Origin of the sequence: Thermophilibacter provencensis, assembly GCF_900128445.1 — a bacterium.
GTDB classification, from domain to species: domain Bacteria; phylum Actinomycetota; class Coriobacteriia; order Coriobacteriales; family Atopobiaceae; genus Thermophilibacter; species Thermophilibacter provencensis.
Genome location: NZ_LT671417.1, coordinates 2,237,735 through 2,262,142 on the forward strand (window position 1 = coordinate 2,237,735; position 24,408 = coordinate 2,262,142).

Annotated in this window: 21 protein-coding genes; 8 read left to right on the top strand and 13 right to left on the bottom strand. The window is 70.2% G+C overall.

Annotated features, from left to right (window positions below):
- Positions 1-603: 603 nt before the first annotated feature.
- The 11 genes from BQ7391_RS10140 to BQ7391_RS10190 all read right to left on the bottom strand — a co-directional run bounded on the left by BQ7391_RS10140 (position 604) and on the right by BQ7391_RS10190 (position 14,381).
- Positions 604-1,515, bottom strand: a complete 912-nt coding sequence (locus BQ7391_RS10140) for an IS3 family transposase (RefSeq protein ID WP_075280500.1) — start codon at positions 1,513-1,515, stop codon at positions 604-606.
- Positions 1,508-1,978 (bottom strand): helix-turn-helix domain-containing protein, encoded by a 471-nt coding sequence (locus tag BQ7391_RS10145; RefSeq protein WP_235858661.1) that lies wholly within the window; start codon positions 1,976-1,978, stop codon positions 1,508-1,510. The genes BQ7391_RS10140 and BQ7391_RS10145 overlap by 8 nt, the downstream gene beginning before the upstream one ends.
- 528 nt (positions 1,979-2,506) lie before the next feature.
- Entirely contained in the window at positions 2,507-3,838 is a 1,332-nt protein-coding gene (locus tag BQ7391_RS10150) for an RsmB/NOP family class I SAM-dependent RNA methyltransferase (RefSeq protein WP_075280501.1), read from the bottom strand.
- On the bottom strand, positions 3,839-4,792 hold the full coding sequence (fmt, locus tag BQ7391_RS10155; RefSeq protein ID WP_075280502.1) for a methionyl-tRNA formyltransferase: 954 nt from the start codon (positions 4,790-4,792) through the stop codon (positions 3,839-3,841).
- Positions 4,793-4,800: 8 nt separating this feature from the next.
- A complete protein-coding gene (def, locus tag BQ7391_RS10160; RefSeq protein ID WP_075280503.1) occupies positions 4,801-5,349 on the bottom strand; it encodes a peptide deformylase in 549 nt (182 codons plus the stop codon).
- Between the two features lie 44 nt (positions 5,350-5,393).
- A complete protein-coding gene (gene priA, locus BQ7391_RS10165; RefSeq protein ID WP_075280504.1) occupies positions 5,394-7,697 on the bottom strand; it encodes a replication restart helicase PriA in 2,304 nt (767 codons plus the stop codon).
- A gap of 86 nt (positions 7,698-7,783) precedes the next feature.
- On the bottom strand, positions 7,784-9,073 hold the full coding sequence (locus tag BQ7391_RS10170; protein WP_075280505.1) for a type II toxin-antitoxin system HipA family toxin: 1,290 nt from the start codon (positions 9,071-9,073) through the stop codon (positions 7,784-7,786).
- Positions 9,074-9,075: 2 nt separating this feature from the next.
- Complete coding sequence (locus tag BQ7391_RS10175) at positions 9,076-9,447, bottom strand: helix-turn-helix domain-containing protein (protein ID WP_129584007.1); 372 nt, start codon at positions 9,445-9,447, stop codon at positions 9,076-9,078.
- 82 nt (positions 9,448-9,529) lie between these two features.
- Positions 9,530-10,456 carry a hypothetical protein gene (locus tag BQ7391_RS10180; RefSeq protein WP_083662196.1) on the bottom strand — a complete coding sequence of 309 codons (927 nt, stop codon included), beginning with the start codon at positions 10,454-10,456 and terminating at the stop codon, positions 9,530-9,532.
- A gap of 127 nt (positions 10,457-10,583) precedes the next feature.
- Positions 10,584-10,976: a hypothetical protein gene (locus BQ7391_RS10185; protein ID WP_075280507.1), complete on the bottom strand. Its 393-nt coding sequence runs from the start codon at positions 10,974-10,976 to the stop codon at positions 10,584-10,586.
- Between the two features lie 165 nt (positions 10,977-11,141).
- A complete protein-coding gene (locus tag BQ7391_RS10190) occupies positions 11,142-14,381 on the bottom strand; it encodes an ABC transporter ATP-binding protein/permease (RefSeq protein ID WP_075280508.1) in 3,240 nt (1,079 codons plus the stop codon).
- Between the two features lie 182 nt (positions 14,382-14,563).
- On the opposite strand from BQ7391_RS10190, the gene BQ7391_RS10195 reads away from it, so the two are divergent.
- The 5 genes from BQ7391_RS10195 (at position 14,564) to BQ7391_RS10215 (ending at position 19,078) form a co-directional block, all read left to right on the top strand.
- The gene (locus tag BQ7391_RS10195) at positions 14,564-15,274 is read left to right on the top strand and encodes a response regulator transcription factor (protein ID WP_075280509.1); all 711 of its coding nucleotides are present in this window, start codon (positions 14,564-14,566) and stop codon (positions 15,272-15,274) included.
- A gap of 189 nt (positions 15,275-15,463) precedes the next feature.
- On the top strand, positions 15,464-16,414 hold the full coding sequence (locus BQ7391_RS10200; RefSeq protein WP_075280510.1) for an ABC transporter ATP-binding protein: 951 nt from the start codon (positions 15,464-15,466) through the stop codon (positions 16,412-16,414).
- Positions 16,411-17,211 (top strand): hypothetical protein, encoded by an 801-nt coding sequence (locus tag BQ7391_RS10205; RefSeq protein ID WP_075280511.1) that lies wholly within the window; start codon positions 16,411-16,413, stop codon positions 17,209-17,211. The genes BQ7391_RS10200 and BQ7391_RS10205 overlap by 4 nt, the downstream gene beginning before the upstream one ends.
- Complete coding sequence (locus tag BQ7391_RS10210) at positions 17,208-18,029, top strand: hypothetical protein (protein WP_075280512.1); 822 nt, start codon at positions 17,208-17,210, stop codon at positions 18,027-18,029. Before BQ7391_RS10205 ends, BQ7391_RS10210 begins: the two co-directional genes overlap by 4 nt.
- Complete coding sequence (locus tag BQ7391_RS10215; RefSeq protein ID WP_235858662.1) at positions 18,026-19,078, top strand: sensor histidine kinase; 1,053 nt, start codon at positions 18,026-18,028, stop codon at positions 19,076-19,078. Before BQ7391_RS10210 ends, BQ7391_RS10215 begins: the two co-directional genes overlap by 4 nt.
- On the opposite strand, the gene BQ7391_RS10220 is transcribed toward BQ7391_RS10215, so the two are convergent.
- Entirely contained in the window at positions 19,075-19,617 is a 543-nt protein-coding gene (locus BQ7391_RS10220) for a hypothetical protein (protein WP_075280513.1), read from the bottom strand. The two genes, BQ7391_RS10215 and BQ7391_RS10220, sit on opposite strands and share 4 nt — an antisense overlap.
- A gap of 248 nt (positions 19,618-19,865) precedes the next feature.
- On the opposite strand from BQ7391_RS10220, the gene BQ7391_RS12540 reads away from it, so the two are divergent.
- The 3 genes from BQ7391_RS12540 (at position 19,866) to BQ7391_RS10235 (ending at position 22,152) form a co-directional block, all read left to right on the top strand.
- The gene (locus tag BQ7391_RS12540) at positions 19,866-20,171 is read left to right on the top strand and encodes a YgjP-like metallopeptidase domain-containing protein (protein WP_075280514.1); all 306 of its coding nucleotides are present in this window, start codon (positions 19,866-19,868) and stop codon (positions 20,169-20,171) included.
- Positions 20,128-20,544, top strand: coding sequence for a M48 metallopeptidase family protein (locus tag BQ7391_RS12545; protein ID WP_075280515.1), 417 nt, complete (start codon positions 20,128-20,130; stop codon positions 20,542-20,544). The genes BQ7391_RS12540 and BQ7391_RS12545 overlap by 44 nt, the downstream gene beginning before the upstream one ends.
- 222 nt (positions 20,545-20,766) lie before the next feature.
- Complete coding sequence (locus BQ7391_RS10235; RefSeq protein WP_075280516.1) at positions 20,767-22,152, top strand: TrpB-like pyridoxal phosphate-dependent enzyme; 1,386 nt, start codon at positions 20,767-20,769, stop codon at positions 22,150-22,152.
- Positions 22,153-22,556: 404 nt separating this feature from the next.
- Here the strand turns inward: BQ7391_RS10235 and BQ7391_RS10240 are convergent, their stop codons facing one another.
- Positions 22,557-24,359: a carbon starvation CstA family protein gene (locus BQ7391_RS10240; RefSeq protein ID WP_075280517.1), complete on the bottom strand. Its 1,803-nt coding sequence runs from the start codon at positions 24,357-24,359 to the stop codon at positions 22,557-22,559.
- Between the last annotated feature and the right edge of the window lie 49 nt (positions 24,360-24,408).

Genomic DNA, 24,408 nt, shown 5'->3' on the forward strand with positions numbered 1-24,408 from the left:
CCATCATTAACCCAGACACTACGAAGACTTATACGAAAGAACAGCTCGAAAAAGAGATCTCACAGATTTGCGAGGAACCCGTCAGGGAAGTAGCCGTCCAAGATAGTACGACAGAGCTTCTCAGAAATCTCTCACCGCAGTCAGTAAATCGGACGCCCATGCCCATAAATAAAACCTATCATACCGAGAGAGTAGTATCACCCAACAACAGGCCAAGCTGCTATGCCACCATCCGTATGGAGGCAAGTGCGGTGATAGATCTGCAGTACAACCAAATCATGTCTGTAAGTGGCTGTACTACCTATCGAACTGGAGAAGCATCAAATTTCTATTCTTGGAGACAAAACGGCGCACGAGCATGGTCCGAAGGCACCAAAACAATAGCGGCAACCGCAAACGGACAGGTAGTGTTCCACGAACAGGCTGACGGAGGTCAAGTCAATGTATACGAGGTGAATGTTAACTTTGGCACTATGCATTGGACAGCATAGGACAAGGGTCGTTCAGCACGTACAACTCGACACCCGAACCAAAGCAATAGCGTGCCCTCCCGGGCCCTCCATGAACTGCGCCCCAAAACTTGGATGCGTTAAATCATAACCGCTAGGCTGCCGCTCGAAGGGCCTGCTCCCGGAACTCGACCGGGGTCAGGCCCTTCAGCCTGACCTGGCGCCTCACGTGGTTCCAGTGGTGTATGTACTCCTCCAGGTCGCGCTTAAACTCCTCGAACGTGCCCCAGTCCCTGCCCCTGAAGAACTCGTCCTTCAGGTAGCCGAAGACCTGCTCGGTGGCCCCGTTGTCGATGCAGTTGCCCTTGCGCGACATGCTCTGGGTGAAGCCGTTCTCCTCGAGCCTCTTCACGTAGGTCGCGTGCTGGTACTGCCAGCCCATGTCGGAGTGCAGGATGGGCCTCGCGCCCTCGGGTTTGGCCCCGATGAGCATCCCGAGCATCTCCTCCTGCTGGGCGAGGTCCGGGTGCTCCGAGACCGACCACGCCACGATCTCCTTGCTGCCGAAGTCGTAGACGGGAGCGAGGTAGGCCTTGCCGAAGGAGAGCCTGAACTCGGTGACGTCGGTGCCCATCTTCTGCCACGGGCCGTCGGCGGCGAAGTCGCGGCCTAGCACGTTCTCGAAGGTCTCGCCGACCTCGCCCCTATACGAGTTGTACCTGTGGTAGTCGGTCTCGCGGCGTATGCCGCACCTGAGCCCCATCTCGTTCATCATCTTGAGCACCGTCTTGTCCGCTATCCGGGCGCCGTCGACCGCCCTCAGCTCCATCGCCACCTGCCGGTGGCCGATGCCGTTCGGCAGCCTCCCGAAGATCTCGGCGACTCTGGGCCGGAGCTCGGGCCTCGTTGGGGCCTTGGGGTGCGCGAGCGCGTAGTGGTAGCTCGACCTCGCCAGGCCGGCGGCCTCCAGTAGGTCGGACGTCCTGTGGCCCAGCCCTGAAAGCTCGGCGACCGCTAGGGCCTTCTCCCGGTTCGGGAGCGCAGCTCCGCCTTCAGGGCTATCGATTTTTTAGGTACGCCACCTGGGCCTCGGGCCTGCGGACGCGCTCCTCGAGCTCCTGCTCGCGGGTCTTGGGCGCGCCCTTCGCGCCGGGTCCCCTGGGCCTGCCCTTGGGCCTGGGCCGGAGCGCCTCCGCGCCGCCCTCGCGGTACAGGCGGCACCACTGCTTCAGCGGCGTCGCGCTCGCGATCCCGAAGCGCTCCATCGCCTCGGGCTTCGCCATGCCGCCGTCGACCACGGCGCTCGCCGCGGCGACCTTGGTCTCGTAGTCGTATCTTGCCTGTCCTCCACCCATGGCGAGAAGTCCGTCCCTCCCGGTCGCGCGGTACGTCTTCTGCCAGTTTCTCACGGCCTCGTCCGGCACGCCAAGCTCTCTGGCGGCGGATTTGTAGCCGAGGCCCCTCTCGAACATCTCGGCTGCGCGCTCGCGCAGCGAGCGGTCGTGCCTCAATCTCAGGTCGACGGACATGAAGAAGCCTCCCATCTCTCGGACTTCAATTTCCTTGTCCAAGAAATGGGAGGCAGTTCACCATGGAACTCGGGAGGGGCTTAGCTATTTCTAAGGCGGGCGCCGCGCGCTTAGGAATCGCCGGTCGTTGCGGGAATACCGGGCACTCGGGTTAGAGACTCGGGGTCGTTGCGCGACGGTGCCGTCGGCCGATTAGGAATCGCCGCCCGTTGAGGAGCACGTGCCACAACGGCCGGCAATCCCTAGCAAACGGCGGCCCGATGGCCCTTCTCGCCCCGACGCCTCCTGCAACGGCCGCCATTCCCTAACGCGCGCCCGCCGAAATCCCGCAACGACCCCAAAAGACTAAGCAGCCCCGACGGGGCTCGGGGCGGAGTATCCAAACTTCTGCATATTGCTGGCGAGAAGAACGGTCTCTCGTTGCGTTATCGCAGGTGAAGACGTCGGGCGTACCGACGTGGTCCTCGGGCACGGCACAATGTGCAGAAGTTTGCCCGGAGCGGCGACGGGTCGGCGCGCGGGCGCGCCCTACCGGCGACGCAGGCGCGCCACGAAGTGGGTGTCCGAGCCCGGCTGGTCGGTGCGGCGGGCGTCGAGCAGCTCGAACCGCCCGCCCGTGGGGCAGGAGAGAAGCGCCTCCACGACGCGCTCGTCCTCCTCGGCGAGGACCGAGCAGGTCGAGTAGACGACGAGCCCGCCCGGCGCCACGCGCGCCGACGCGGCGCGCAGGATGTCCGCCTGGAGCGCGGCGAGGCCGGGGAGCGCCTCCTCGCGAAGCGACCACGCGATCTCCGGATGGCGCGCGAGCGTGCCCGACCCCGAGCACGGGGCATCAACGAACACAAGGTCGAAGCTGCCGAGAAGGTCGTCGGGCAGGCCCTCGCCCGCGAGGGCGCGCCCGTCGGCCACGACGCAGCGGACGTGCTCGGAGATCCCGGCCGCCGCCATGCGGCGCCCGGCGAGCTCGGACTTGGAGGCGTCAACCTCCACGGAGACGATCTCGCAGGGGCCGCCCGCGGAGACGGAGGCCCCCTCGATCAGCACGGTCTTGGTGCCCCTGCCCTGGCCGACCTCGAGCACGCGCGAGCCGGGCTCGGGCGAGCAGGCGAGCGCGACCTCCTGGGCCGCGAGGTCGCACGGCAGCACGTCGACGCGCTCCACGAGTCCGGAGGCGGCGAGCCGGGCGGGGGCGCCGAGCGTGAACGACCCGGCCAGCGGCCCCTCCTCGGGCGCGCAGCCGGCGGCCTCGAGCAGGCGGCGGGCCTCGTCGTCCTTCCAGCGCGCCCGGTTTGCGGCGACGGCGGGGGCGGCGGGGGCGAGTGCCGTCACGGCCCAGTCGGCGGCGCGCCCGTTTCCGAGCGAGGCGAGCGCCCGCGCGCAGAGCCACTCGGGAAGGGCGCCGACGCGGGCGAGGTCGCGGGCGTCAAAGGCCCCGGCCGCGACGCGCTCCCGCGCTCGGGCGAGCGCGGGGACGTCCTTCTCGGCGACGCGACGCAGCACGGCGTTGGCGAGCCCGGCGGCACGCGGGGACACGCCGCGCACGAGCTCGACGCCCTGGCTCACGCAGACGTCGTCGCGCGTGCCGAGGTAGAGGAGCTCGAAGGCGGCGAGGCGCAGAGCGTCGCGAACCCGCGGCTCGAGGCGCGCGCCCCGGCGGAGGTGGGCGTCGATGACGCGGTCCAGCTCCCCTTCCGCGGCAACGGTCCCGAGCACGAGGCGCGTGGCCTGGGCGCGCTCGCGCTCCGAAAGGGCCGAGAGCTCATCGGATGCGCGCAGCAGCTCGCGGGCGCGGGCGTCGCGGCGGCGACGCTCCGAGACGAGCGAGAGCGCGCTGCGCCGGGCTGCCGTCGCGCGCGCCACCTAGACGCGCCCCCAGGAGAGGCCGCCGCGCAGGCCGGCGGCCCAGGCGGATGCCTCCATCTCCCGCTTGCCGTCGGGCTTCACGCGCATGACCTCGAGCGAGCCCTCGGCGCAGCCGAGAAGGACGCGCCCGTGCGCGGCCGCGACCTCTCCCGGCCCGACGTTGCCCTCGCCCCGGCGGGCGAGGGTGACGCGGGCGCCGCGGCCCGCCACCGAGCAGCGGGCCGGCGCGGCGTCCGAGGACGCCAGCACGCGCAGGACGTTGTCGGCAGCGGGGTCGGCCGGGTCCAGCATGAGCTCGGCCTTGGAGATCTTGGCGGCATGGGTGACGCGCGCCTCGTCCTGCTCCACCCATGAGGCGGTGCCGCCCACCACGGCGGGGAGCGTCTCCACGAGAAGGTCCGCCCCCAGGCGGGCGAGCTCGCGCGTGAGCTCGGTCGCGGTCTTTCCGGCCACCGCCGTCGAGGCCTGCGCGCAGTAGGCGCCGGTGTCCACGCCATGGCCGATGCGCATGATCGAGACGCCCGTCTCGGCGTCCCCGGCGAGAATCGAGCGCTGGATGGGCGCCGCGCCGCGCCAGCGCGGGAGGAGCGAGGCGTGCACGTTCACGCATCCGGCAGGTGCCATCGTGAGCACCTCGTCCGGCAGGATGCAGCCGTAGGCGGCCACGCAGAACACGTCTGCCGTCGCTTGGGAGAGGGCCGCGAGCGTCTCCGGCGTCATGCGGGAGGCCTCGAGCACGGGAAGCCCCAACTCGAGCGCGCGGGCCTTCACCGGAGAGGGCTCGAGTCGCCGTCCGCGCCCGCGCACGGCGTCCGGGCGCGTGACCACGAGGGCCACGTCGCACGCCTCGGCGAGCGCGGAGAGGGACGGCACGGCGAACTCCGGCGTCCCCATGAAGACGACGCGCGGGCGGCGGGCCCCCGGGGCGGCCGCGTTCTTCTCGTCAGCCATGGCGCCCCCTACTCCACCTCGGTGTCGCCGGGGCGCGCGCCCGCGGCGAGGGCGGCCTCGTACTCGCGCTGCGCCTCGGCGCGGCGGATGGGCGGCAGGTGGTCGAACATCGTCACGCCGTGGACGTGGTCGATCTCGTGCTGGAGGCAGACGGCGAGCAGGTTGTCCGCCGCCTCGTACTGCATGAGGTCGCCGTCCAGGTTGAGCGCCTGCACCACCACGTGGGAGGGGCGGCTCACGCGCACGCTCACGCCCGGGAAGGAGAGGCAGCCCTCCGAGCCCTCCCTCTCGGGCCCGTCGGCCGCGACGATGCGCGGGTTGATGAGCACGTACGGGTTCTTCTTGCCCCCGCGCCCGGCGTAGTCGACGTCGATGACCACGATCTGGCGCATCTCGCCAATCTGCGGGCCCGCGAGGCCGCAGCCGTCGGCGGCGTACATGACCCTGAGCATGCGCTTGGCGAGGGCGCGGACCTCGTCGTCGATCTTCTCGACGGGGGCGCACTCCTGGGAGAGGCGGGGGTCGGGCGAGAGCACGATCTCTTTGAGCTCGTTCATGGTCCTCCTTCCGGGCGCCGGGCTCTGGGCCCCGGCGCCGAGGGTCACATCATGTCGTATGCGTCGATGTCCACTGCCATGTTAATACCCGGCAGGCGGCCAAGCGAGGCGGCACACGCGGAAAGCATCCCGCCGAGGTCCGCCCCCACGGGGGCCTTCACCATCACGTGGCGGCGCACCTGGTCCTTCGCCCGCGCCCTGACGCAGTCGGCGGGGCCGAGCACCTCCCAGCCGGGGGCGTCTGCCACGCGCTCGCGGACCGCGTCGGCGAGGCGGGCCGAGGCCTCCCGCACGCCCCGCTCCGAGCGGCCCCACACGACGGCGTTGGCGAGGCGGCCGAACGGCGGGTATCCCGCCTCGGCGCGCTCGGCGAGCTCCGCCTCGAGGAAGACGGAGCGGTCGTGGGACGCCACGGCGCGCATGGCGGGGTGCGTGGCCCACCAGGTCTGCACGATGACCTCGCCGGGACGCTCCCCGCGGCCCGCGCGGCCCGCGACCTGCTCCAGGAGGTCGTAGGTGCGCTCGGCGGCGCGGAAGTCCGGGAGCTTGAGCATCGTGTCCGCGTTGATGACGCCCACGAGCGTGACCTCCGGGAAGTCGAGCCCCTTGGCGATCATCTGCGTGCCCACGAGCACCGCGCACCCCGCGGCGTCGAACTGCTCGAGCAGGCGCTGGTGGGCGCCCTTGGCGCGCGTGGTGTCCGCGTCCATGCGGATGACCTCGACGTCTGCGGGCAGCAGCATGGAGAGCTCGTCCTCGACGCGCTGCGTGCCCACGCCGAAGGCGGCGAGGTAGCGGCTCCCGCAGTTGGGACAGCTCGTCGAGGGGTCGGGGTAGGCGCGCACGGGCCAGCTCCTCCCGCAGGTGTGGCAGGCGAGCAGGTGCCCGCGCTCGTGGTAGGTGAGCGCCGTGGAGCAGTGCGGGCACTCGGGCACGCAGCCGCAGTCCCGGCACATGAGGAAGTTCGCGAAGCCCCGGCGGTTGAGCAGCAGCACGGCCTTCTCGCGCCGCTCCGCGACGCCCTCGAGCGCCCTCACGAGCGGCGCCGAGAAGATCGAGCGCCCGCCGCCCCTGAACTGCTCCCCCATGTCGACCACGGTGACGCGCGGCAGCACCGACGCGCCGGGGCGCTCCGGCATCTCCACGCGCGTCCAGCGGGCGCCGCCGAAGCCGCCCTCGCGGCAGCGCTCGAGCGCCTCGAGGGAGGGCGTTGCCGACCCCAGCACGAGCGCCGCCCCGCGCTCGCGGGCAAGCCGGGCCGCGACCTCTCGCGCGTGGTAGCGCGGGGACTTGTCCTGCTTGTAGGAGCCCTCGTGCTCCTCGTCGATGATGACGAGCCCGACCTCGGCGAGCGGGGCGAAGAGCGCCGAGCGTGCGCCCACCACCACGTGGGCGCGACCGGCGCGGACGAGGTCCCACTGGTCGAAGCGCTCGCCGGCGGAGAGGCGCGAGTGGAGCACGGCCACCTCGTCGCCGAAGCGGCTGCGAAAGCGGCCCACGGTCTGCGCCGTGAGCGAGATCTCGGGCACGAGGACGAGCGCGCCGCGGCCGTCCGCGAGGGCGCGCTCGATGGCCGCGAGGTAGACCTCGGTCTTGCCGGAGCCGGTGACGCCGTCGACGAGCACCACGTCTCCCCGGCCGGCGGCGCGCGCCTCGTCGATGGCGGCAAGGGCGCGGCGCTGCCCCTCCGTGAGGCGCTCGGGCCGCGGCGCCGCGGCGGACGAGAGCGTGGTGTCGTCCGAGCCGCGGATCTGCCGACGGCTCTCAACCGCCACGACGCCCCTCTTGGCGAGCGCCGCCACGGCGGACGTGGCGCCCGGGATGGTGGCGGAGAGCTCGGCCACGCGCTGCGGGCCCTGGCGCAGGGCCTCGATCACCGCGCGCTGGCGCGAGGCGGTCCTGGCGGGGACGAAGTCGTTCGCCGCGGGGGTGAGGCTCGCCCAGCGGACGTCCACGGCGCCGGCGCGCTCGGTCTGGAGCTCCCAAGGGGCGTCCTCGGCAGCGCGCGTCACGCGGAGCTTCTGCCCCGGGGCCAGAAACGGGCGCACGGCATCACAGAGCGGGCACGCGTACTCGCGCGCCATCCACATGGCCACGCGGGCGGCCGCCTCGTCGAAGGCGGGCGGCGCGAGGACCTGGAGCACGGGCTGGACCCGCTGCGCCGAGACGCCCTCGGGGGGCTCCTCGGAGACGGCGAGCACGTAGCCCACCGCCATGCGGTGCGAGAAGGACACGAGGACCGTCGAGCCCGTCCTGGCCTCGCCCGCGAGCTCGGGCGGCACCGCATAGGAGAACGCGCCCTCGAGGTGGCGCGTCGGTATGTCGAGCACGACGCTCGCGTAGGGCATGGACTCGGGTCCCCCGTTCTTCTCGCTGGGTGTCCGGACTCTCAATTGTACCCGGCGGCGCCGTCCGCGGCGCCGCGCCGCGCGGGCTAGAGCAGCGCCAGCGTCTGCCGACAGTTCTCAGTCACCGGGCCGAGCAGCCGCTCGCGCAGCTCGTCGGCGCCCGGCAGCGCGAATGACTCCTCGAACACCTCCTCCATGGCAACGGGGACCTCTTGCGCGAGGTCAGCCATGAGCGCGAGGCACGACTTCGTCGTGAAGCCCGCACGGCCGAGCAGCCCCGCGAGCTCAGCGTCGCCCTCGCCCGCGTAGCGGCGGATGGCTCCAGCGCCCACGCGCCCCACGCGATTCTCTCCGCCGACGGACATGGCAAGACGCGCGCGGCACCTCATGCGCTCGTAGGCAAGGCCCGAGGCGACGTCGTACATGGGGGCAAGGCCGGCGTTTCTCCCCAGGCCGAGCAGCACGGAGTAGTTCTTGGCATGGGCGTCGGGCGCGCCAATGAGCACGTTGAAGAAGAGCTGGTGGGAGAAGAGCAGCAGATTGAGCTTGCTGTGGACCGTCCTGGCGAACAGCCTCAGGACGTCACGCGCCGTAGGGCCTCCGTCCGCGGTGTACTTGTTGTCCGGCATCACCGAGAGCGCCTGGCAGAGGTCCTCCTGGTGCAGGCGCGCCACCGCGCCCGTGGCGTCTACCACGCGGTCGTAGCGCTCCACGACAAGCGCCGGCTCGTCCTCGAAGAAGCGGTAGTCCACGCTTGCGGCCGAGACGCCGCAGCGCTGGGCGCACCGCATGCACACGTACTCGTTGAGTGCCTGCAGGCGAAAACCCGCCACCCCGCTCTTGAGGATGTGCGTGGTCGGGGCTGCACCGCGGCACTCGTACCATCTGCCGCCCCTCCCCGCAAGCGCTAACTTGCCCTGGCTCCCGCCGAGCGACCAGCGCTCCCCCATGCCCATCCACGTGACGTCCCCCTCGTCGCGCACGGTCCTGAGTCGCAGGGCGACCTCGTGGTCCGCGAGCTCGCGGAGCTCCCCCGTGCGCGTCACGACCTCCCCAAGGCGCTCCGGACGCACGAACTGCACCGCCCCCGGGCAGTCCAGGCCAATGTGATCGAGCAGCGCCACGGGGTTGTTGGCGCTCACGTCATGCTCGCGCCCTATGGCGCGACGCTGGCGCTCGCCGTCAGGAAGCAGGCCGAAGAGGTACGGGCGAACCACGTCCTGCCCGTAGGTCCGGTTCGAGACGGGCATGGAGAGCGAGAGCGGGACGCCGCGGTAGGACTCGTCGTAGCGAAAGCTCATCAGACCGCGCCCGTCCTGGTGAAGCGTCCCTGCGGGAACGCCGGCGATAAGGACGCGGAGATCGACGACGGCCACGGCTACGTCCCCTCTCCGACAAGGGTGATTCCCTGCTCGCGCGCGATCTCGCGATAGAGCTCGTCATAGGAGGACACCTGGGGCGACGGGGCGACGGGCGCCTGTCGCGGGGCGGGATCTCCGACCGCGGGGAGCGCGACGCCCGCCGAGCCGGCGGCAACCCCCTCCCCCTGCACCGTGAGGGAGAGCCCGAGCGCCCCAAAGACCCCGAGTAGCTTGTCCAGCCGGATTCCCGTGGCGTCACCGAGCTCGAGCGAGGCGAGCAGCCGCTCCGAGACGCCCGACTCCGCCGCGAGCCGGGCACGGGTCATGTCCCGCGCCTCGCGGGCGCGTCGCACGTAGATTCCCGCCTGGCGCGGCACGTCGATGGGCATCGCGTCCACGTTCTTCTCCCCTCACGACATGCAAAACTTTGCAGATAGATTAATATGCAGAGTTTTGCATGTCAACGCGGGGCTAGCGACCCCTCCGCGCGGGGACGAGGCGCCGCGCCCGGCCGCGGAGCGCCCCCATGGGGGCGCTGACGTCGATCCCGAGGATGGCGTTTGCCACCCAGAGGAAGAAGAGCAGCACGATCACGGGGATCACGCAGGACGTCACGATCATCACGGCGAGCCACTCTATGAGGGCGTTCACCTGGTCGAGGACGCCGTCCGTGATGCTGGTGAGCCCGTCTGCCACCATGCTTGGCAGTTTGAGGATGAAGTCGAGCGGAGAGCCGCCCTCGTCCGACTGCTCGTCCGGCTGCGTCTCGGCGACCTCCTCGACCGGGGCGACGGAGTCCGCATAGGTGTCGTCGATCATCCGCGTGACGGCGACGCTCGCCGGGATCGTGACGAGGATGACGAGCGCGAGCGCCACGAGCTTGGCGGCGAGCCGGGCGAGCGCCCCGTCCCAGGAGACTCTCCCGGCGAGGAGCACGGCGGCGGCGAGCAGCGCGCAGGCGGCGGGGACGAGTATCCCGAAGGCGGCGAGGCCGAAGATGGTGAGCAGGTACTTCTCGAGGTAGAGGACCGAGAGCACGATGCCGAGGTCCCCGGAGACCTCCATGAGCTTCTCGGCGACGGGGGTCCCGGTGTCATCCGGGATGGCGGTGATCGCGGCGGAGAGGGCGGTCGAGCTCGCCACGAGGCCGAGGACGTTTGCCTTCTTCTCGTCGATGGTGGCGATGGTGTCGGCGTAGGTCTCCGGCGCGGAGAAGTGCTCGCGCAGCGGGAACCCGCTCACGAGGGCCACGACCACGAGCGCGACGGCGATGGCCGCCCGCGCGCGCAGGGAGAGTCCGGACGCGGCCGAGGGCCTGTCGAGCTCATCCGCGGGAAGCACGTAGACGGCCTCCCCCATCTCGTCGTCGGCGGCCTGGCGGCGCTCGAGCTTGTCCATGTTGGCCTCCCCCTCATTCTTGGCGCGTCGTCACAACCTTACGTCCCCCGAGGGCGGCCGCGCAACGCCAGGCCCCGCAGGGGGCCGTCGCCGCGTCTGCATGGCGCGCGGACGGGCGGCGGGCGCCCTACGAGAAGAGCTCGGCGTCGAGCGAGGAGAGCTCCGCGGGAACCGCGGCGGGGTCGCAGTCGAAGGACTCCGCAACGGCGCGCGCCTGAAGGCGCCTGAGCCCGGCGAGGTCGCCCTCGCCGCGCGCCTCGTAGACGCGCGAGAGCCTGTCGAGCGCATAGCACACGTACGCGGCGACCGTGTCGCCCATGCCGGAGAGAACCATCATCGTCACGAGGGAGTCGGGGGCGAGAGAGAGCGCCGTCGCGCGGTCGAGCTCGAGGAGCTCCGCCACCTGCGACTCAACGTCCTCGCACGCGCCGGCCTCGCCACCGAGCGCCCGGCGCAGCGCCTCGCTCACGCCGTCCACGAACTGACCCACGATTTCCAGGATATAGTCTCGCTGCAGCATCGATGCTCCTCTCGTCACCCCGAAAGCATAGCGCGGACGCCAGCGGAGGTTGCCGACAAAGGTGACGGGACCTGACAAAGGTGACAGGGTCAACTGTCAGGAAGCCTTTCCTGACAGTTGACCCTGTCACCTTTGTCAGCATCGTCCCTGTCAGCGCGCTCTCCATCACTCGCTCCTCAGGGCCTCCACCGGGTCGCGGCGGCTGGCGGCGGAGCTCGGGATGAGGCCCGCCACGAGGGTCAGCACGACCGATATGCACACGAGCACGGCGGCCGAGGTCCAGGGTAGGCTCATGATGTTTTCCACGTTGTAGTCCGCGAGCACCCAGGCGTTCACCGGGACCGAGACGGCCACCACCACGGCGATGGCGAAGAGGCCCGAGATGAGACCCTCGATGAAGGTCTCGGCGTTGAACACGCTCGCGACGTTGCCCTTGGAGGCGCCGATGGCGCGCAGGATGCCGATCTCCTTCTTGCGCTCGAGGACGGAGATGTAGGTGATGATGCCGATCATGATGGAGCTCACCACGAGCGAGATGCTCACGAAGGCGATGAGCACGAGCGAGATCATGTTCACGATGTCGGTGACGCTGCCCATGATGACGCCCATGTAGTCGGTGTAGGTGATGACCCCCTCCTCGTTGCCGGCGGCGCGCTGCTGGTCGTTGTAGGCGTCGATGACGTCGATGACGCGCTCCTTGGCCTCGAAGTCCCTGGGGTAGATCTCGATGGCCGCCGGGTCGTCGGGCGTGGCGTAGCCGAGCGTCTGGAGGTTGTTGTCGTAGGTGAGCTGGCTCGCGTTGGCGTAGCTCTCCATGAGCGAGGTCAGGTCCTCGGCGTCCATGTTGAACTGCACCGCGCTCGAGAGCGCGTCCACGTCCACCGAGAACGCGTCCTGGAGGTTGGAGAGGCTCGCGGCGGCCTGGCTCGCGTACTGGGAGAGCACCTGGGTCATGGCGGCCTGGAGCTGGGACGAGATGGCCGAGCCGATCTGGGAGGACATGCTCTGCATGAAGCCCTGGAGGTAGGGGGCGAGGTCGTTCGAGACGTAGCCGCGCACGATCTCCTCCACGCGGCCGCGGACGGCGGGGCCGGCCACGGCGTCGATCTGGGCCAGGATCGCCCGCGCGCCCTCGGTCGCGAGGTACTGCTCGAAGTACCCGACCACCTTCTGGGCGAGGTCGGGGTCCTCGGGGTCGAGGGCGCCGGCGTTCGCGCCCCACCACGCGACGAAGTCCTGCGCGAGCTGGCCGCCAAGGGTCGCGACCTCCTCGAGCTGCTCGGTGGTGAGCGTGGGGTCGGAGAGCTCCTGATCGAGGATGGACGAGAAGTCCGGGGCGGGCACCCCCGCGACGAGCGACTCAACGTCGATGGAGTCCGCCACGCCCGAGAGGTCGACCGAGAGCCCCGAGAGGTCGAGCCCCGAGGGGTCGAAGCCCGCCGCGAGGCCGGAGGTGTCGAAGGAGAAGGCGGAGCGCAGCCTGTCCTCGTCAACGGTGAAGAGGCTCTCAAGGTCCACGCCCTGGCGCGCCTCCTCCTGGAGAGTATCGAAGGACTTGCCGGTAAAGACGTCGACCTCGGGGTCTGCCAGCTGCTGCTGGACGATCTGCGAGCTCGCGGCGCGGTCCATCAGCTCGAGCGTGAGCTCGGGGGTGTAGGCGATGCCGGCGGAGAGCGCCTTGGCGTCGGAGGACTCGTTGGGGCGCACCACGCCCACGACGTGCAGGTCGAGCCCGTTGTCCACGGCGCTGGCCATGAACTGCTCGTCGGAGGACATGTTCGTCCAGCCGCCGGTCTCCTCGTTTCTTCGATAGGCGTCCGTGGGGGCGATCACCTTGAAGGAGAGGCCGAGCGCGTCGTCGTAGGTGAAGTCGACGTCCTCCCGCTCTACCGTATTGTCGCCCGCCGTGCCGCTCATCGCGGAGTTCACCATCTTCGTGAGCTCGGCAGGGTCGAGCACGCCGATTCCGTAGAGCGTGTAGTCGCTGATGCGGCCGCTCTGGGTGAGCACGAGCACGCACTCGTCGGCCGCGATGGCCCAGCGTCCGGCCACGACGTCGTACTGGGACTCGAGGAGCTCCTGGTCGTCGATCATCTCGTTGAAGACCGACATCCCGCCGGTGGACATGCCCGCCGTGGCGGTTCCGGACGCGCCGCCGGTCATGGCCGTGGAGAGCGCGTTGGGGTTGAGCTGGACCGCTCCCCCCGAGGTGTCCGCCTTATAGACGAGCGGCGTGAGGCCGTAGTCGTACTGGATGGCGTTGACGTCCTCGTCGAGGCCCTCAGGGTTGGTCTCGAGGTAGGACTTGAGACCGGAGAGGTCGTTGGAGCCAACGGAGGCGAACATGTCCGTAAGCATCATGAACTCGGGAATCTGCCCGTCCCCGTCCTTCTCGCCGTCCCCCTCGCCCTCCTCGGACGCGGCGGCGCCGTCGCCCGGGCCCGCGTCCTCCGAGAGCATGCCCGAGATGTCCATGCTCTGCTTGCTGATGGTGAGCGGGTAGCTCGAGAGCGTGTCCTCCTCAACCTTGGCGATGTACTCGTTGACGCCGTTGGCCAGGGCCAGGATCGCGGCGATGCCGATGATGCCTATGGAGCCGGCGAAGGCCGTCATGATGGTGCGGCCCTTCTTGGTCATGAGGTTGTTGAAGGAGAGCCCGAGCGCGGTGAGGAAGCTCATGGAGGTGCGCCGGGCATGCTTGGCCTCGCGGCGCGGAGCCGTGGCCGGGTCGAAGGGGCCGGAGTCCGCCGTGATGCGGCCGTCGGCAAGCTCGACGATGCGCGTCGCGTACTGGTGGGCGAGCTCGGGGTTGTGCGTGACCATGATGACCAGGCGGTCCCGCGCGACCTCCTTGAGGAGGTCCATGACCTGCACGGAGGTGGCCGAGTCGAGGGCGCCGGTGGGCTCGTCCGCGAGCAGGATCTCCGGGTCGTTGATGAGGGCACGCGCGATGGCGACGCGCTGCATCTGGCCGCCGGAGAGCTGGCTCGGGCGCTTGTTCACGTGGTCGGCGAGGCCCACGCGCGCGAGGGCGTCGAGCGCGCGGCGGCGGCGCTCGGCACGCCCCACGCCCGAGAGCGTGAGCGCGAGCTCGACGTTTGCGAGGATGGTCTGGTGCGGGATGAGGTTGTAGCTCTGGAACACGAAGCCGATGCGGTTGTTGCGGTAGGCGTCCCAGTCGCGGTCCTTGTACCTGCGGGTGGAGATGCCGTCGATCACGAGGTCGCCCTCGTCGAAATGGTCGAGGCCGCCCACGATGTTGAGCATCGTCGTCTTGCCGGAGCCGGAGGGGCCGAGCACCGCCACGAACTCGCTGTCGCGGAAGGCCACTGAGACGTGGTCGAGCGCGACCTGCGTGAAGCCCGCCGTGACGTAACGCTTGCAGATGTCATTGAGCTCGAGCATGTGGTTCCTCCGGAATGGCAGCAGATCCATTCATGGTACCCAAACCACCCTCCCCTCAGACCTTGCCTCACAATCGACGCCGCGGAGACACCCCGGTCGCGGGGGCGCCGCGCGCGGCGCCCTCCCGCCGCCGCCCGCCCGAAGATTTGGCACAATGGGGGCGGTCGAGAGGAGTCAGGCGCATGGCACGGGTTCTGGTCATAGAGGACGACGCGGCGATCAACGAGGTGGTGGCGACGAGGCTCTCCCGCGACGGCCATGCCGTGACGCAGGCGTTCTCCGGGTCCGAGGCGCGTCTCCTCCTGGGCTCGGCGGGCGAGAAGAGCAGCGGCTTCGACGTCGTTGTCTGCGACCTCATGCTGCCCGGCGCCACCGGCGAGGAGCTCGTCGGCCTCATTCGCTCCCGCGGCTCCGAGACGCCCGTCGTGGTGATCTCCGCCCGCACGACGGCCGCCGACAGGGTGGACCTTCTGCGCCTCGGCGCGGACGACTATCTCTCCAAGCCCTTTGACCTCGACGAGCTCGCCGCGCGCGTCGAGGTGCAGCTGCGCCATCGCGGAACGCCCGCCCCCGACGGCAGGACGCTGCGCTGGCGACGCTGGGAGCTCGACCCGGAGGCCCGCACGCTCGCGGTGGCCCCCGGCGAGGGGGACGAGCGGGGCGGCGCCGTCTCGCTCACCAGAATCGAGTTCAACATCCTCGAGGCGCTCGTCCGCCGGCCGAACCGCGTGTTCTCGAAGTCGGAGCTCTTCGAGCTGGCCTGGGGCGAGCCCTTCGCCGGAGACGACTCCACGGTTGCCGTGCACGTCTCAAACATCCGCTCCAAGCTCCGCGAGACCGGCACGGACGACTACGTCAAGACCGTCTGGGGCATGGGCTTCAAGCTCGCCTGAGGCGGCGAGGCGGAGCCTGACAAAACCTGACAGAGGTGACAGGGTCAACTGTCATGAGCCTTTCATGACAGTTGACCCTGTCACCTCTGTCGGGTTCCGGCCGCATCCTCAAACTTTCTTAAGACTTGCCTCATGGTTTCTAAAGGCCCTCCTGCCAGACTGGAGGCAGCCTCTAGAAAGGAGCTCAGCGTGAACGTCATCGAGACGCACGGCCTCACCAAGCGCTATCGCCGCAAGCTGGCCGTGGACGGCCTTGACATGACCGTCGCCACCGGCGACATCTACGGCTTCGTGGGCAAGAACGGGTCGGGCAAGTCCACCACGATGAAGATGGTCTGCGGCCTGGCACGCCCCACGGCGGGCGAGGTCATCCTCTTCGGCGACCCGGAGCGCGGCGGCGCGACCCCGCAGGGCTTCTCCCGCATCGGCGCGCTCATCGAGAGCCCGGGCGTGCTCGCCAGCCTCACCGCGCGCGACAACCTCGTCGCCAAGGCGCTCGCGCTCGGCATGACGCACGCGGGCCAGGTGGCGGACGACCTGCTCGCCCTCGTGGGCCTGGACCCCGCGGACCGCCGCCGCGTGAAGGCCTACTCGCTCGGCATGAAGCAGCGCCTTGGCCTGGCGCTCGCGCTCGTGGGCGGCCCCGACCTCCTGCTTCTGGACGAGCCGTTCAACGGGCTCGACCCCGAGGCCACGCGCGCCATGCGCCTCGCGCTCGTGCGCCTCAACCACGAGCGCGGCGTCACGATCATGATCTCCAGCCACGTGCTCGACCAGCTCGACCGCGTGGCCACGCGCTTCGGCGTCATCGCGGACGGCCGCCTCGCCGCCGAGTTCACGGACGAGGAGCTCCACGAGCGCTGCGGCAGCTCGGTGCGCGTGCGCCTGGCCGCCCCCGAGCGCGGCCTCGCCCTGCTCGAGCAGGCGCTGCCGCAGGCGACCTTCCGCGCGGAGCCGGACGGGGCGCTCGTGGTGACGGGCGCCGCGCTCGGCGAGGTCAGCTCCGCGTGCTTCTCGTCCGGCGTCGAGGTCCGCGAGCTCGCCCAGCAGGAGCGCGACATCGAGGAGTACTTCGTCGAGCTCATGGGCGTGCAGAAGGGACAGGCACCTTCGCACGCGGAGGACGGTGAGGCACGATGATCGCCCTGCTGCGCTCCGACGCCTACCGCGTCCTGCGCTCCCGGTGGATCTGGGCTGTTGCCGCCATCGTGGTGTTTCTCACGCTTGCTCCCGCCCTCATGATGCGCTGGACCAACATGGGGCCCGTCTGCTACGACAATCTCACCGGCTCGGCGCTCGCCATGAGCGGCGTCCAGCTACTCGCCGCGGCCCTGACGTCGATCGTGTGCTGCGACCGAACCGACATCGGCTTCGCCCGCTCGATACTCTCGTCTCTCGGCGGGCGCGCCCGCATGGTCTGGTTCGCCGAGAAGAGCGTCTTCTCGCTGGCGCTTGCCGCCGCGCTGACCGTGCTCGCGTTTGCGGTTGGGCTTCTCGGCCTGCTGGCCTCCGGGGTTCCGGTGGCGAACCCCGAGCCCGCGTGGCAGGTGGCGGCCTGGCTCGGCTGCACGTGGCTCTGCGCGGCGCCTTATGTCGTGCTCACGGTGCTCGTTGCCCATCTCACGCGCAGCGAGGGCGTGACCATTGCGTTCGCCATGCTCGGCGCCGGGGGGCTGCTCGAGGGCGGCCTGCTCATCGGGATAGACTTCCTGCACGCGCTTGCCGGCGGCGAGTTCCTCGCGGTGACGTCCGCCGTGGGTCCGTGGCTGCCTGCTGAGATTGCGTCTGCGGTCGGTGCCGGCGCGCAGGCGACGCTCTCCGCCGAGAACGCCGTCCAGCTGGCTCCCGCCCTGCGCGCGCTCATCGTCTGCCTGCCGCTCGCCGTTGCCGCCATCGCCGCCGACGCGCTGCTCGTCTCGAGGAGGGATGCCGCATGATGGCACTGCTCAGGTCCGACCTCCACCGCATCCTGCGCTCGCGTTGGCCGTGGGCGGTGCTTGGCATCGTCGCGCTCGCCACCTTGGGCTCCGCCATCCTCACCATCTGGTGGCCGCTCGAGTCCGGCGTCGTCTATGACGGCCTCACCGGGCGCGCCGGGGCGCTGCGCCTCGCCGGGCGCGGGTCCTCGATCTCGCTCGTCTCGACCATCGCCCCCTTCGTGGCGGCCCACCTCTCCTGCGCGGACTCCGACGCCGGCTTTGACCGTACGCTCCTGTCATCCCTTCACGGTCGTGCCGCATACTACGCCGAGAAGTACCTGCTCGCGGCCCTGCTCTCCGGCGCGCTTCTCGTCGCCTACCTCGCATTCGGGGGGCTCGGCGTGCTCGTGACCATGCGGCCCGTGGAGAACGTCGAGCCGCTCTGGCAGGTCGTCGCCTGGGCGGGCGAGGGCTGGCTCATCTCATGCGTCTACGCCCTCGCCGTCCTGCTCGTGGGGCAGCTCGTCCGCAGCCGCGCGATTGCGTTCATCGCCGCGTTCCTCCTGACGTCGGCAGCCGTCGAACAGGGGTTCTTCTCGTTCCTGCTGCTCGTTGACTCGGCGCTCGGCTTCGGCTGGGCCCCGGCGCTCGAGGCGGCCCTCGCCTGGATGCCCTACGCCGTGCTCGTCTCCGTCGGCAACGGCGCCGCCGACATGCTCGCCGTGGACGCGACGGGCCTCTCCCCCGCCTTCCGAGCCCTCGCGGTCTGCGTGCCGCTCTGCGCGGTGCTCGCCGGCGCGGGGACGCTCGCGACCTCCCGCCGCGACGTCTCATGACAACGGACGCGCTCCTCGAGCCGCTCTACCGCTGGCTGCGATCCGCGGCGCGGTGGCTGCTCGCGAGCTCTACCATGGACGGATGGCTCGACCTCTACGAAAGGCTCCACATGGCTGAGGGACTCCTGCTCGTGGCGATGCTCGCGCTTGGCCTGGCGATCGGCGCTGCGCTCGTCGTTGCCTGCTACGCCACAGAGCTCGGGCGCCAGGCGCGCTTCCTCTCCCGGCGCGAGCGCCTGAGCAACGCGCGGCTGACCTGCGGGAGCCGCCTGCCGGGCACGGTCGGCATGGTCGACGCCGTGAACGCCGAGATCGACGCCGCCGACGCCGAGCGCGTGGGGGCCCTGCGCGCGGCGGACGAGTTCTCGCGCGGGCTCACCGCGCTCAGCCACGATGTCAGGACGCCGCTCACGGGCGCGCGCGGCTACCTGCAGCTCGCGCTCGGGGAGGCGGACCCGGCGCGCAGGGACGCGCAGCTCGCCGCCGCCGACGCGCGGCTGGCGGCGATGTCAGGCCTTCTGGACGAGCTCTTCTCGTACGCCCGCGCGACAGACCCCGACACCCCGCTCGATCTGGGGCCGGTCGCCCTGCGCCCGATGCTCGAGCAGGTCCTTCTGGGCCACTATCCCGAGTTCGAGAAGCGCGGCTGGGAGCCTGCGCTGACCTGCGGAGACGTCATGGTGGACGCCGACGCCGAGGCGCTCGCGCGCATCGTGGAGAACCTCGTGGCAAACGCCCTCCGGCACGGCTGCGGCCCGCTCTCGGTGAGCGCGCGGGCGGAGGAGGCGCCGGGGGGCGAGGGGGGCGGCGTCGCCGTGGACTTCTCCAACCCCGTGCCCGACCCCTCCGCCATCGACGCCGACCGCCTCTTCGAGCGGTTCTACCAGGCAGACGCGTCGCGCGCCACGGCGGGCTCGGGTCTCGGCCTCTCCGTTGCCGCAAAGCTCGCCGAGGCCCAGGGGATGGGCCTGTCCGCCCGCCTCGACGGCGACGTCCTCACCATCACCCTGGCGATGGCAGGAGGCCGCATCCCCCCGTCCCCCCTCTAGCGAGCCGTGCCCACGAGCGCCCCGGCGGCATACGCCACGCGGCCGGCCCTTACCAGGAGGTCGTCGTCGACCGCCCCCGACCCGAGCGCCGAGAGCGCGTTGGCGAGAAACGCGTTGACGCCGTCGTCCGACCTCCCGACGCGCGCCGCACGCCGGGCGTCCGCGGCGACTCCCCGGAGCGTGGCGAACAGAAGCGCGGCGCGCGCGTCGTCGAGCATGGGAAACACCGCCGCCCCCAGCGCGACGCCGCGATGCTCGCTCACGTGCTCCGCGCGGGCGCGCGCGGACGCCCCGGCGGCCGCGAGCTCGCGCGCGTCATCGGACCCCGTCACGGCGCAGAGGCCCTCGACGAGCTCACCGAAGGCGTGCCCGCAGGGGACGAAGCCCGGGGCGGCGTCCATCGCGGACGTCATCGTGGACCCGAGGGCGCAGAGCTCCGCCATGAGCTCGAGGCGGGCCCGCTCGACCTCCGCCTGGGCCTCGGGGGTCGTCGTTGCGACGACGTCGCCGTGTGTCACCCGGACATCATTGCTGGACATGGCATGTCTCCCTTCTCGTGTTCCTCCCTTGAGCCTACGCGCCCCGGAACCCCCGCCCCCTCCCTTCCCATAAATGACACAAAATGAATAGCAATTAAGCCTGACAAAGGTTGACAAAGGCGAACGGGGAAACTGTCAGGAAAGGCGCCTGACAAAATCGAACGGGGCAACTGTCATAACCGGGGAAACTGTCATGAACGGGCGTCTGCCATGAGACACTCTCTTGCCCGGCGCGCTACAATGCCCGCATGGAGAAGAACCCGACAAAGCGGACGCTCTTCGCGGGAGGCCCGCGCGGCGTTGCCGTCGAGGTCGAGCGCAGGCGCGTGCGACGCCTCAACCTGCGCGTGCGCGCGGACGGCACCGCGCACCTCTCCATCCCGCCGCGCGTCACGCTCGCCGCGGCCCAGCGCTTCATCGACGGGCACGCCGACTGGCTCCGCCGGCACGTCGACCGGCGCCTGGCGTCTGCGGCCGAGGCCACGCCCGCAGACGGGCTCGTCCCCCTCTGTGGCCGGCTCGTCCCGCTGCCCGGGGGCGCCGCCCCCCGATGAGGTCTACCGCGCCGAGGTCGCCCGCCGCCTGCCCGAGGTCGCCGCGCGCATGGAGAGGGCCGTGGGCGCACGCGCCTCCGGCTGGCAGCTGCGCGCGATGTCCACGCGCTGGGGCTCCTGCACGCCCGGGACGGGGCGGATCCGCATCAACGTCCGGCTTGCCGCCTATCCGCCCGCCTGCCTGGACTACGTCGTTGCCCACGAGCTCACGCACCTCCTGGAGCCCGGACACGGCGAGCGGTTCCACGTCCTTCTCGCCCGCGCGTACCCAGACGAGCGCGCAATCCGGGCCCTGCTGCGCAGGCCCCCGCACGACGTCGCGGCGACCGATTCGTTTCCTGCCGGCAACACGCACGAAACAGCCGCCGGGTAAGCTCCCCTCAACCGTCACCGAAAGGACGAGACCCATGACCCTCCTCGCGCACACCGCACTTCTCGGCGCCCCGGCCGCGGCCGGCGCTGGCGCGTGGTGGTGGACAAGGACGACTCCCCTCTCGGACTGACGAGGCCACTCGCGCGTGCATAAGGGCCCTCGGACTCAGCTCCGGGGGCCCTTTTCTTGTGCGCCGAGAAGCAACCACGAAAGGAGCGCGTCATGACCGGCACCACCCCCTACCGCACCTACCTCAGCGAGCAGCAGATTCCGACCGCCTGGTACAACCTGCGCGCCGACATGCCCGGGAAGCCCGAGCCCATGCGGCTGCCATCAGGCGCCGTGGCCACGCACGCCGACCTCGCGCCCGTCTTTGCCGACGCCCTGATCGACCAGGAGCTCGACGACGAGACCGCCTACTTCGAGATCCCCGAGCCTGTGCGCGAGATGTACAAGGTCTACCGCCCGAGCCCGCTCTGCCGCGCGTACAACCTCGAGCGCGCGCTCGGCACGCCGGCCCACATCTACTACAAGTTCGAGGGCAACAACACGAGCGGCTCGCACAAGCTGAACTCCGCGCTCGCGCAGGCCTACTACGCCGCCGCGCAGGGCCTCACCAACATCACCACCGAAACCGGGGCCGGCCAGTGGGGCACCGCCCTTGCCGAGGCCGCGGCGCACTACGGCCTTGACCTCGACGTCTTCATGGTCAAGTGCTCATACGAGCAGAAGCCGTTCCGCCGCAACATCATGGAGACCTTCGGCGCCACGGTGACGCCGTCGCCCAGCGCCACGACCGAGGCCGGCCGCAAGATCCTCGCCGCGCACCCCGACTCCTCCGGATCGCTCGGCACCGCCATCTCAGAGGCCGTGGAGCGCGCGCTCCACGTGCCCGAGAACCGCGGCCGCTACCAGCTCGGCAGCGTCCTCAACCAGGTGGTGCTGCACCAGAGCGTCATCGGCCTCGAGAGCTACGAGGCCCTGCGCGAGCTCGGCGAGTACCCCGACATCGTGATCGGATGCGCGGGCGGCGGGTCCAACCTCGGCGGCCTCATCGCCCCCTTCATGCGCGACAAGCTCCGCGGCGAGCGCCCCGACACGCGCTTCATCGCCGTCGAGCCCGCGAGCTGCCCCTCGCTCACGCGCGGCCGCTACGCCTACGACTTCGCCGACACGGGCCAGACCTGCCCGCTCTGCAAGATGTACACGCTCGGCAACGGCTTCATCCCGAGCCCCGACCACGCGGGGGGACTCCGCTACCACGGCATGAGCCCGATCGTCTCCAGGCTCAGGCACGACGGCCACCTCGAGGCCGTGGCGGTGCGCCAGACCGAGGTCTTCGAGGCGGGCGAGAGGTTCGCCAGGCTGGAGACCATCCTGCCCGCCCCCGAGAGCGCCCACGCCATCCTCGTGGCCATGCGGGAGGCCGAGCGCTGCCGCGAGACCGGCGAGGCCAAGACCATCCTCTTCGGCCTCACGGGCACGGGCTACTTCGACATGGTCGCCTACGACAGGTTCAACCGCGGCGAGATGGAGGACCACGTGCCCTCCGACGAGGAGCTCGAGGCTGGCTTCGCCACGATCCCGAGCGTCCCCGGGATCCAGTAGCGCCCGCGCGCGGCGAGAAGGACCTGGAGCCGCGGGTCCTTCTCGCCCGGCGGCCACCCGGCCGCTGCGGAATCGGGAGTCGTGGCATTTTCTCGGCCCGCGGCGTTGCGCCGTTGGGGGGTTATGGCAGGCGAGAAGAACGGCGACCTGCGGGTCTCTCGGCCTCCGTTGCGAGATTCGGGCTCATGGCAGGGCAATCGCTGCCATGAGCCCGAATCCCGCAACGCTCCCCCGCCGCGGGCCGCCACGACCCCGGATCTCGCAACGCTCCCCCGCCGCAGGCTGCCACGACCCCGGATTCCGCAACGCGACAGGGCCCGAGCCGGGGCCAGAGGCGGGGCCCGCCACGAGAAAGGCCCCGTCGTCCCAGGACGACGGGGCCGCGGGAGGGCTGTCGACGGGCCCTACTCGCCGCAGTTCCTCCGGCCGAGCTCGGACCACTCGGGCTCCTCGTCGGGCAGGGAGCCCGCGCTCTTGGTGAAGAGCTCGCGCAGGCAGTTGTAGGCCACGATGAGGCCGAGCACCACGAGCAGAATCGCGAAGACGAGCTGCAGACCCGAGGTGGCGATCACGGCCGCGCCGCTCGCGGAGAGCGCGCTCACGCAGCCGATGATGCTCTGGACGAGCGAGGTGAAGGTGCTCACCAGCAGGAAGGCCACGGGCACGTAGAGCATGAAGCCCTTGCGGCCGGTGCACTTGCAGAAGACCGCGAGCATGATCATCGTCATGCCGCCGAGCAGCTGGTTGGACGCGCCGAAGAGCGGCCAGATGTTGTTGTAGCCGCCGAAGGCGAGGGCGAGACCCAGCGCCAGCGTGAGCACGGTGGCCACCCAGGTGTTGGAGAAGAACCTGGCCGCGCCCTCGGCGCCCGCCCCGGCCTCCTCGGCCGCGTCGTTGCTCTTGGCGAAGAACTCCTGGAAGGAGAGGCGGCCGATGCGCGCCACGGCGTCGACGGACGTGAGCGCGAGCGCGGAGACGCACATCGTCATGAAGACGGTGGCGAGCGTGGAGTCCACGCCGAAGGCCGTCATGCCGCGCGCGACGCCCTGCGAGAAGATCTGGAACGGGGTCGCAGCGGCGCCGTTGTTGAGCAGGCCCGTTCCGGCGGTGTTGAGGTCGGAGAACATGATCGCCGCGAAGACGATGGCGAGCACGCCCACGAAGGACTCGAGCACCATGGCGCCATAGCCCACGGGCAGCGCGTCCTTCTCGCTCGACACCTGCTTGGAGGAGGTGTTGGTGGAGACGAGGCTGTGGAAGCCGGAGAGCGCGCCGCACGCCACGGAGACGAAGAGCAGCGGGAAGACGTAGCTGCCCTTGGACGCGAGGGCGCCGAGGTCGGCGACCATCGGGGCAGTCATGGTGGCCTGGCCGCCCGCCCCGAGCACGAAGACCCCGATGACGGCGCACACGATCATGACGAGCATCATGATCGAGGTGAGGTAGTCGCGCGGCTGCTTGAGCGTCTGGATGGGCATGGCCGCAGCGAAGAGCAGGTAGACCATGATGACGGCGAACCAGCCGTTCTTGTCCAGGTAGACCGGGAACTGCATGCCCACGGCGAACATCAGGACGAAGAGGACGACGGCGAGCAGGAGCTCCTTCCACCCGGTGAGGCCGAAGCGGCGGTTGATCCATCCGAAGGCGATGGCCACGAAGGTGAAGAGGATCGAGATGGTGCCGGCCGCGCCGCCCGCATAGGAGGCGGCGGCGTCGACGGCGCCCGCGGCGTCGAAGGTCGCCCTGAACGTGCCCGCGACCATGTCGACGAAGGCGGCGATCACGATGATTGTGAAGAGCCAGGAGAAGATCAGGAACAGGCGTCGGCCGGTGTGGCCGATGTACTTCTCGATGAGCTGGGCGAGCGACTTGCCGTTGTTGCGCATCGAGGCGTAGAGCGCGCCGAAGTCGTGCACGGCGCCGAAGAAGATGCCGCCCACGAGGACCCACAGCAGCACCGGCAGCCAGCCGAACATCATCGCGGCGATGGTGCCCGTGACGGGGCCGGCGCCGCAGATGGAGCTGAACTGGTGCGAGAAGGCCGTGAAGCACGATGCGGGCGAGAAGTTCTTCCCGTCCTCCATGCGACGCGCCGGCGTGATGGCCTCGGCGTCGATGCCCCACGTGCGCGCGAGCCAGCGGCCGTAGAGCAGGTACCCGGCGACCAGGACCACGGCCGCAACGAGCACGATGACGATTCCGTTCATGTTTCCCCCTTACGCTTGCAGGAACCCCGGACATGTTGCGCGCGCAACA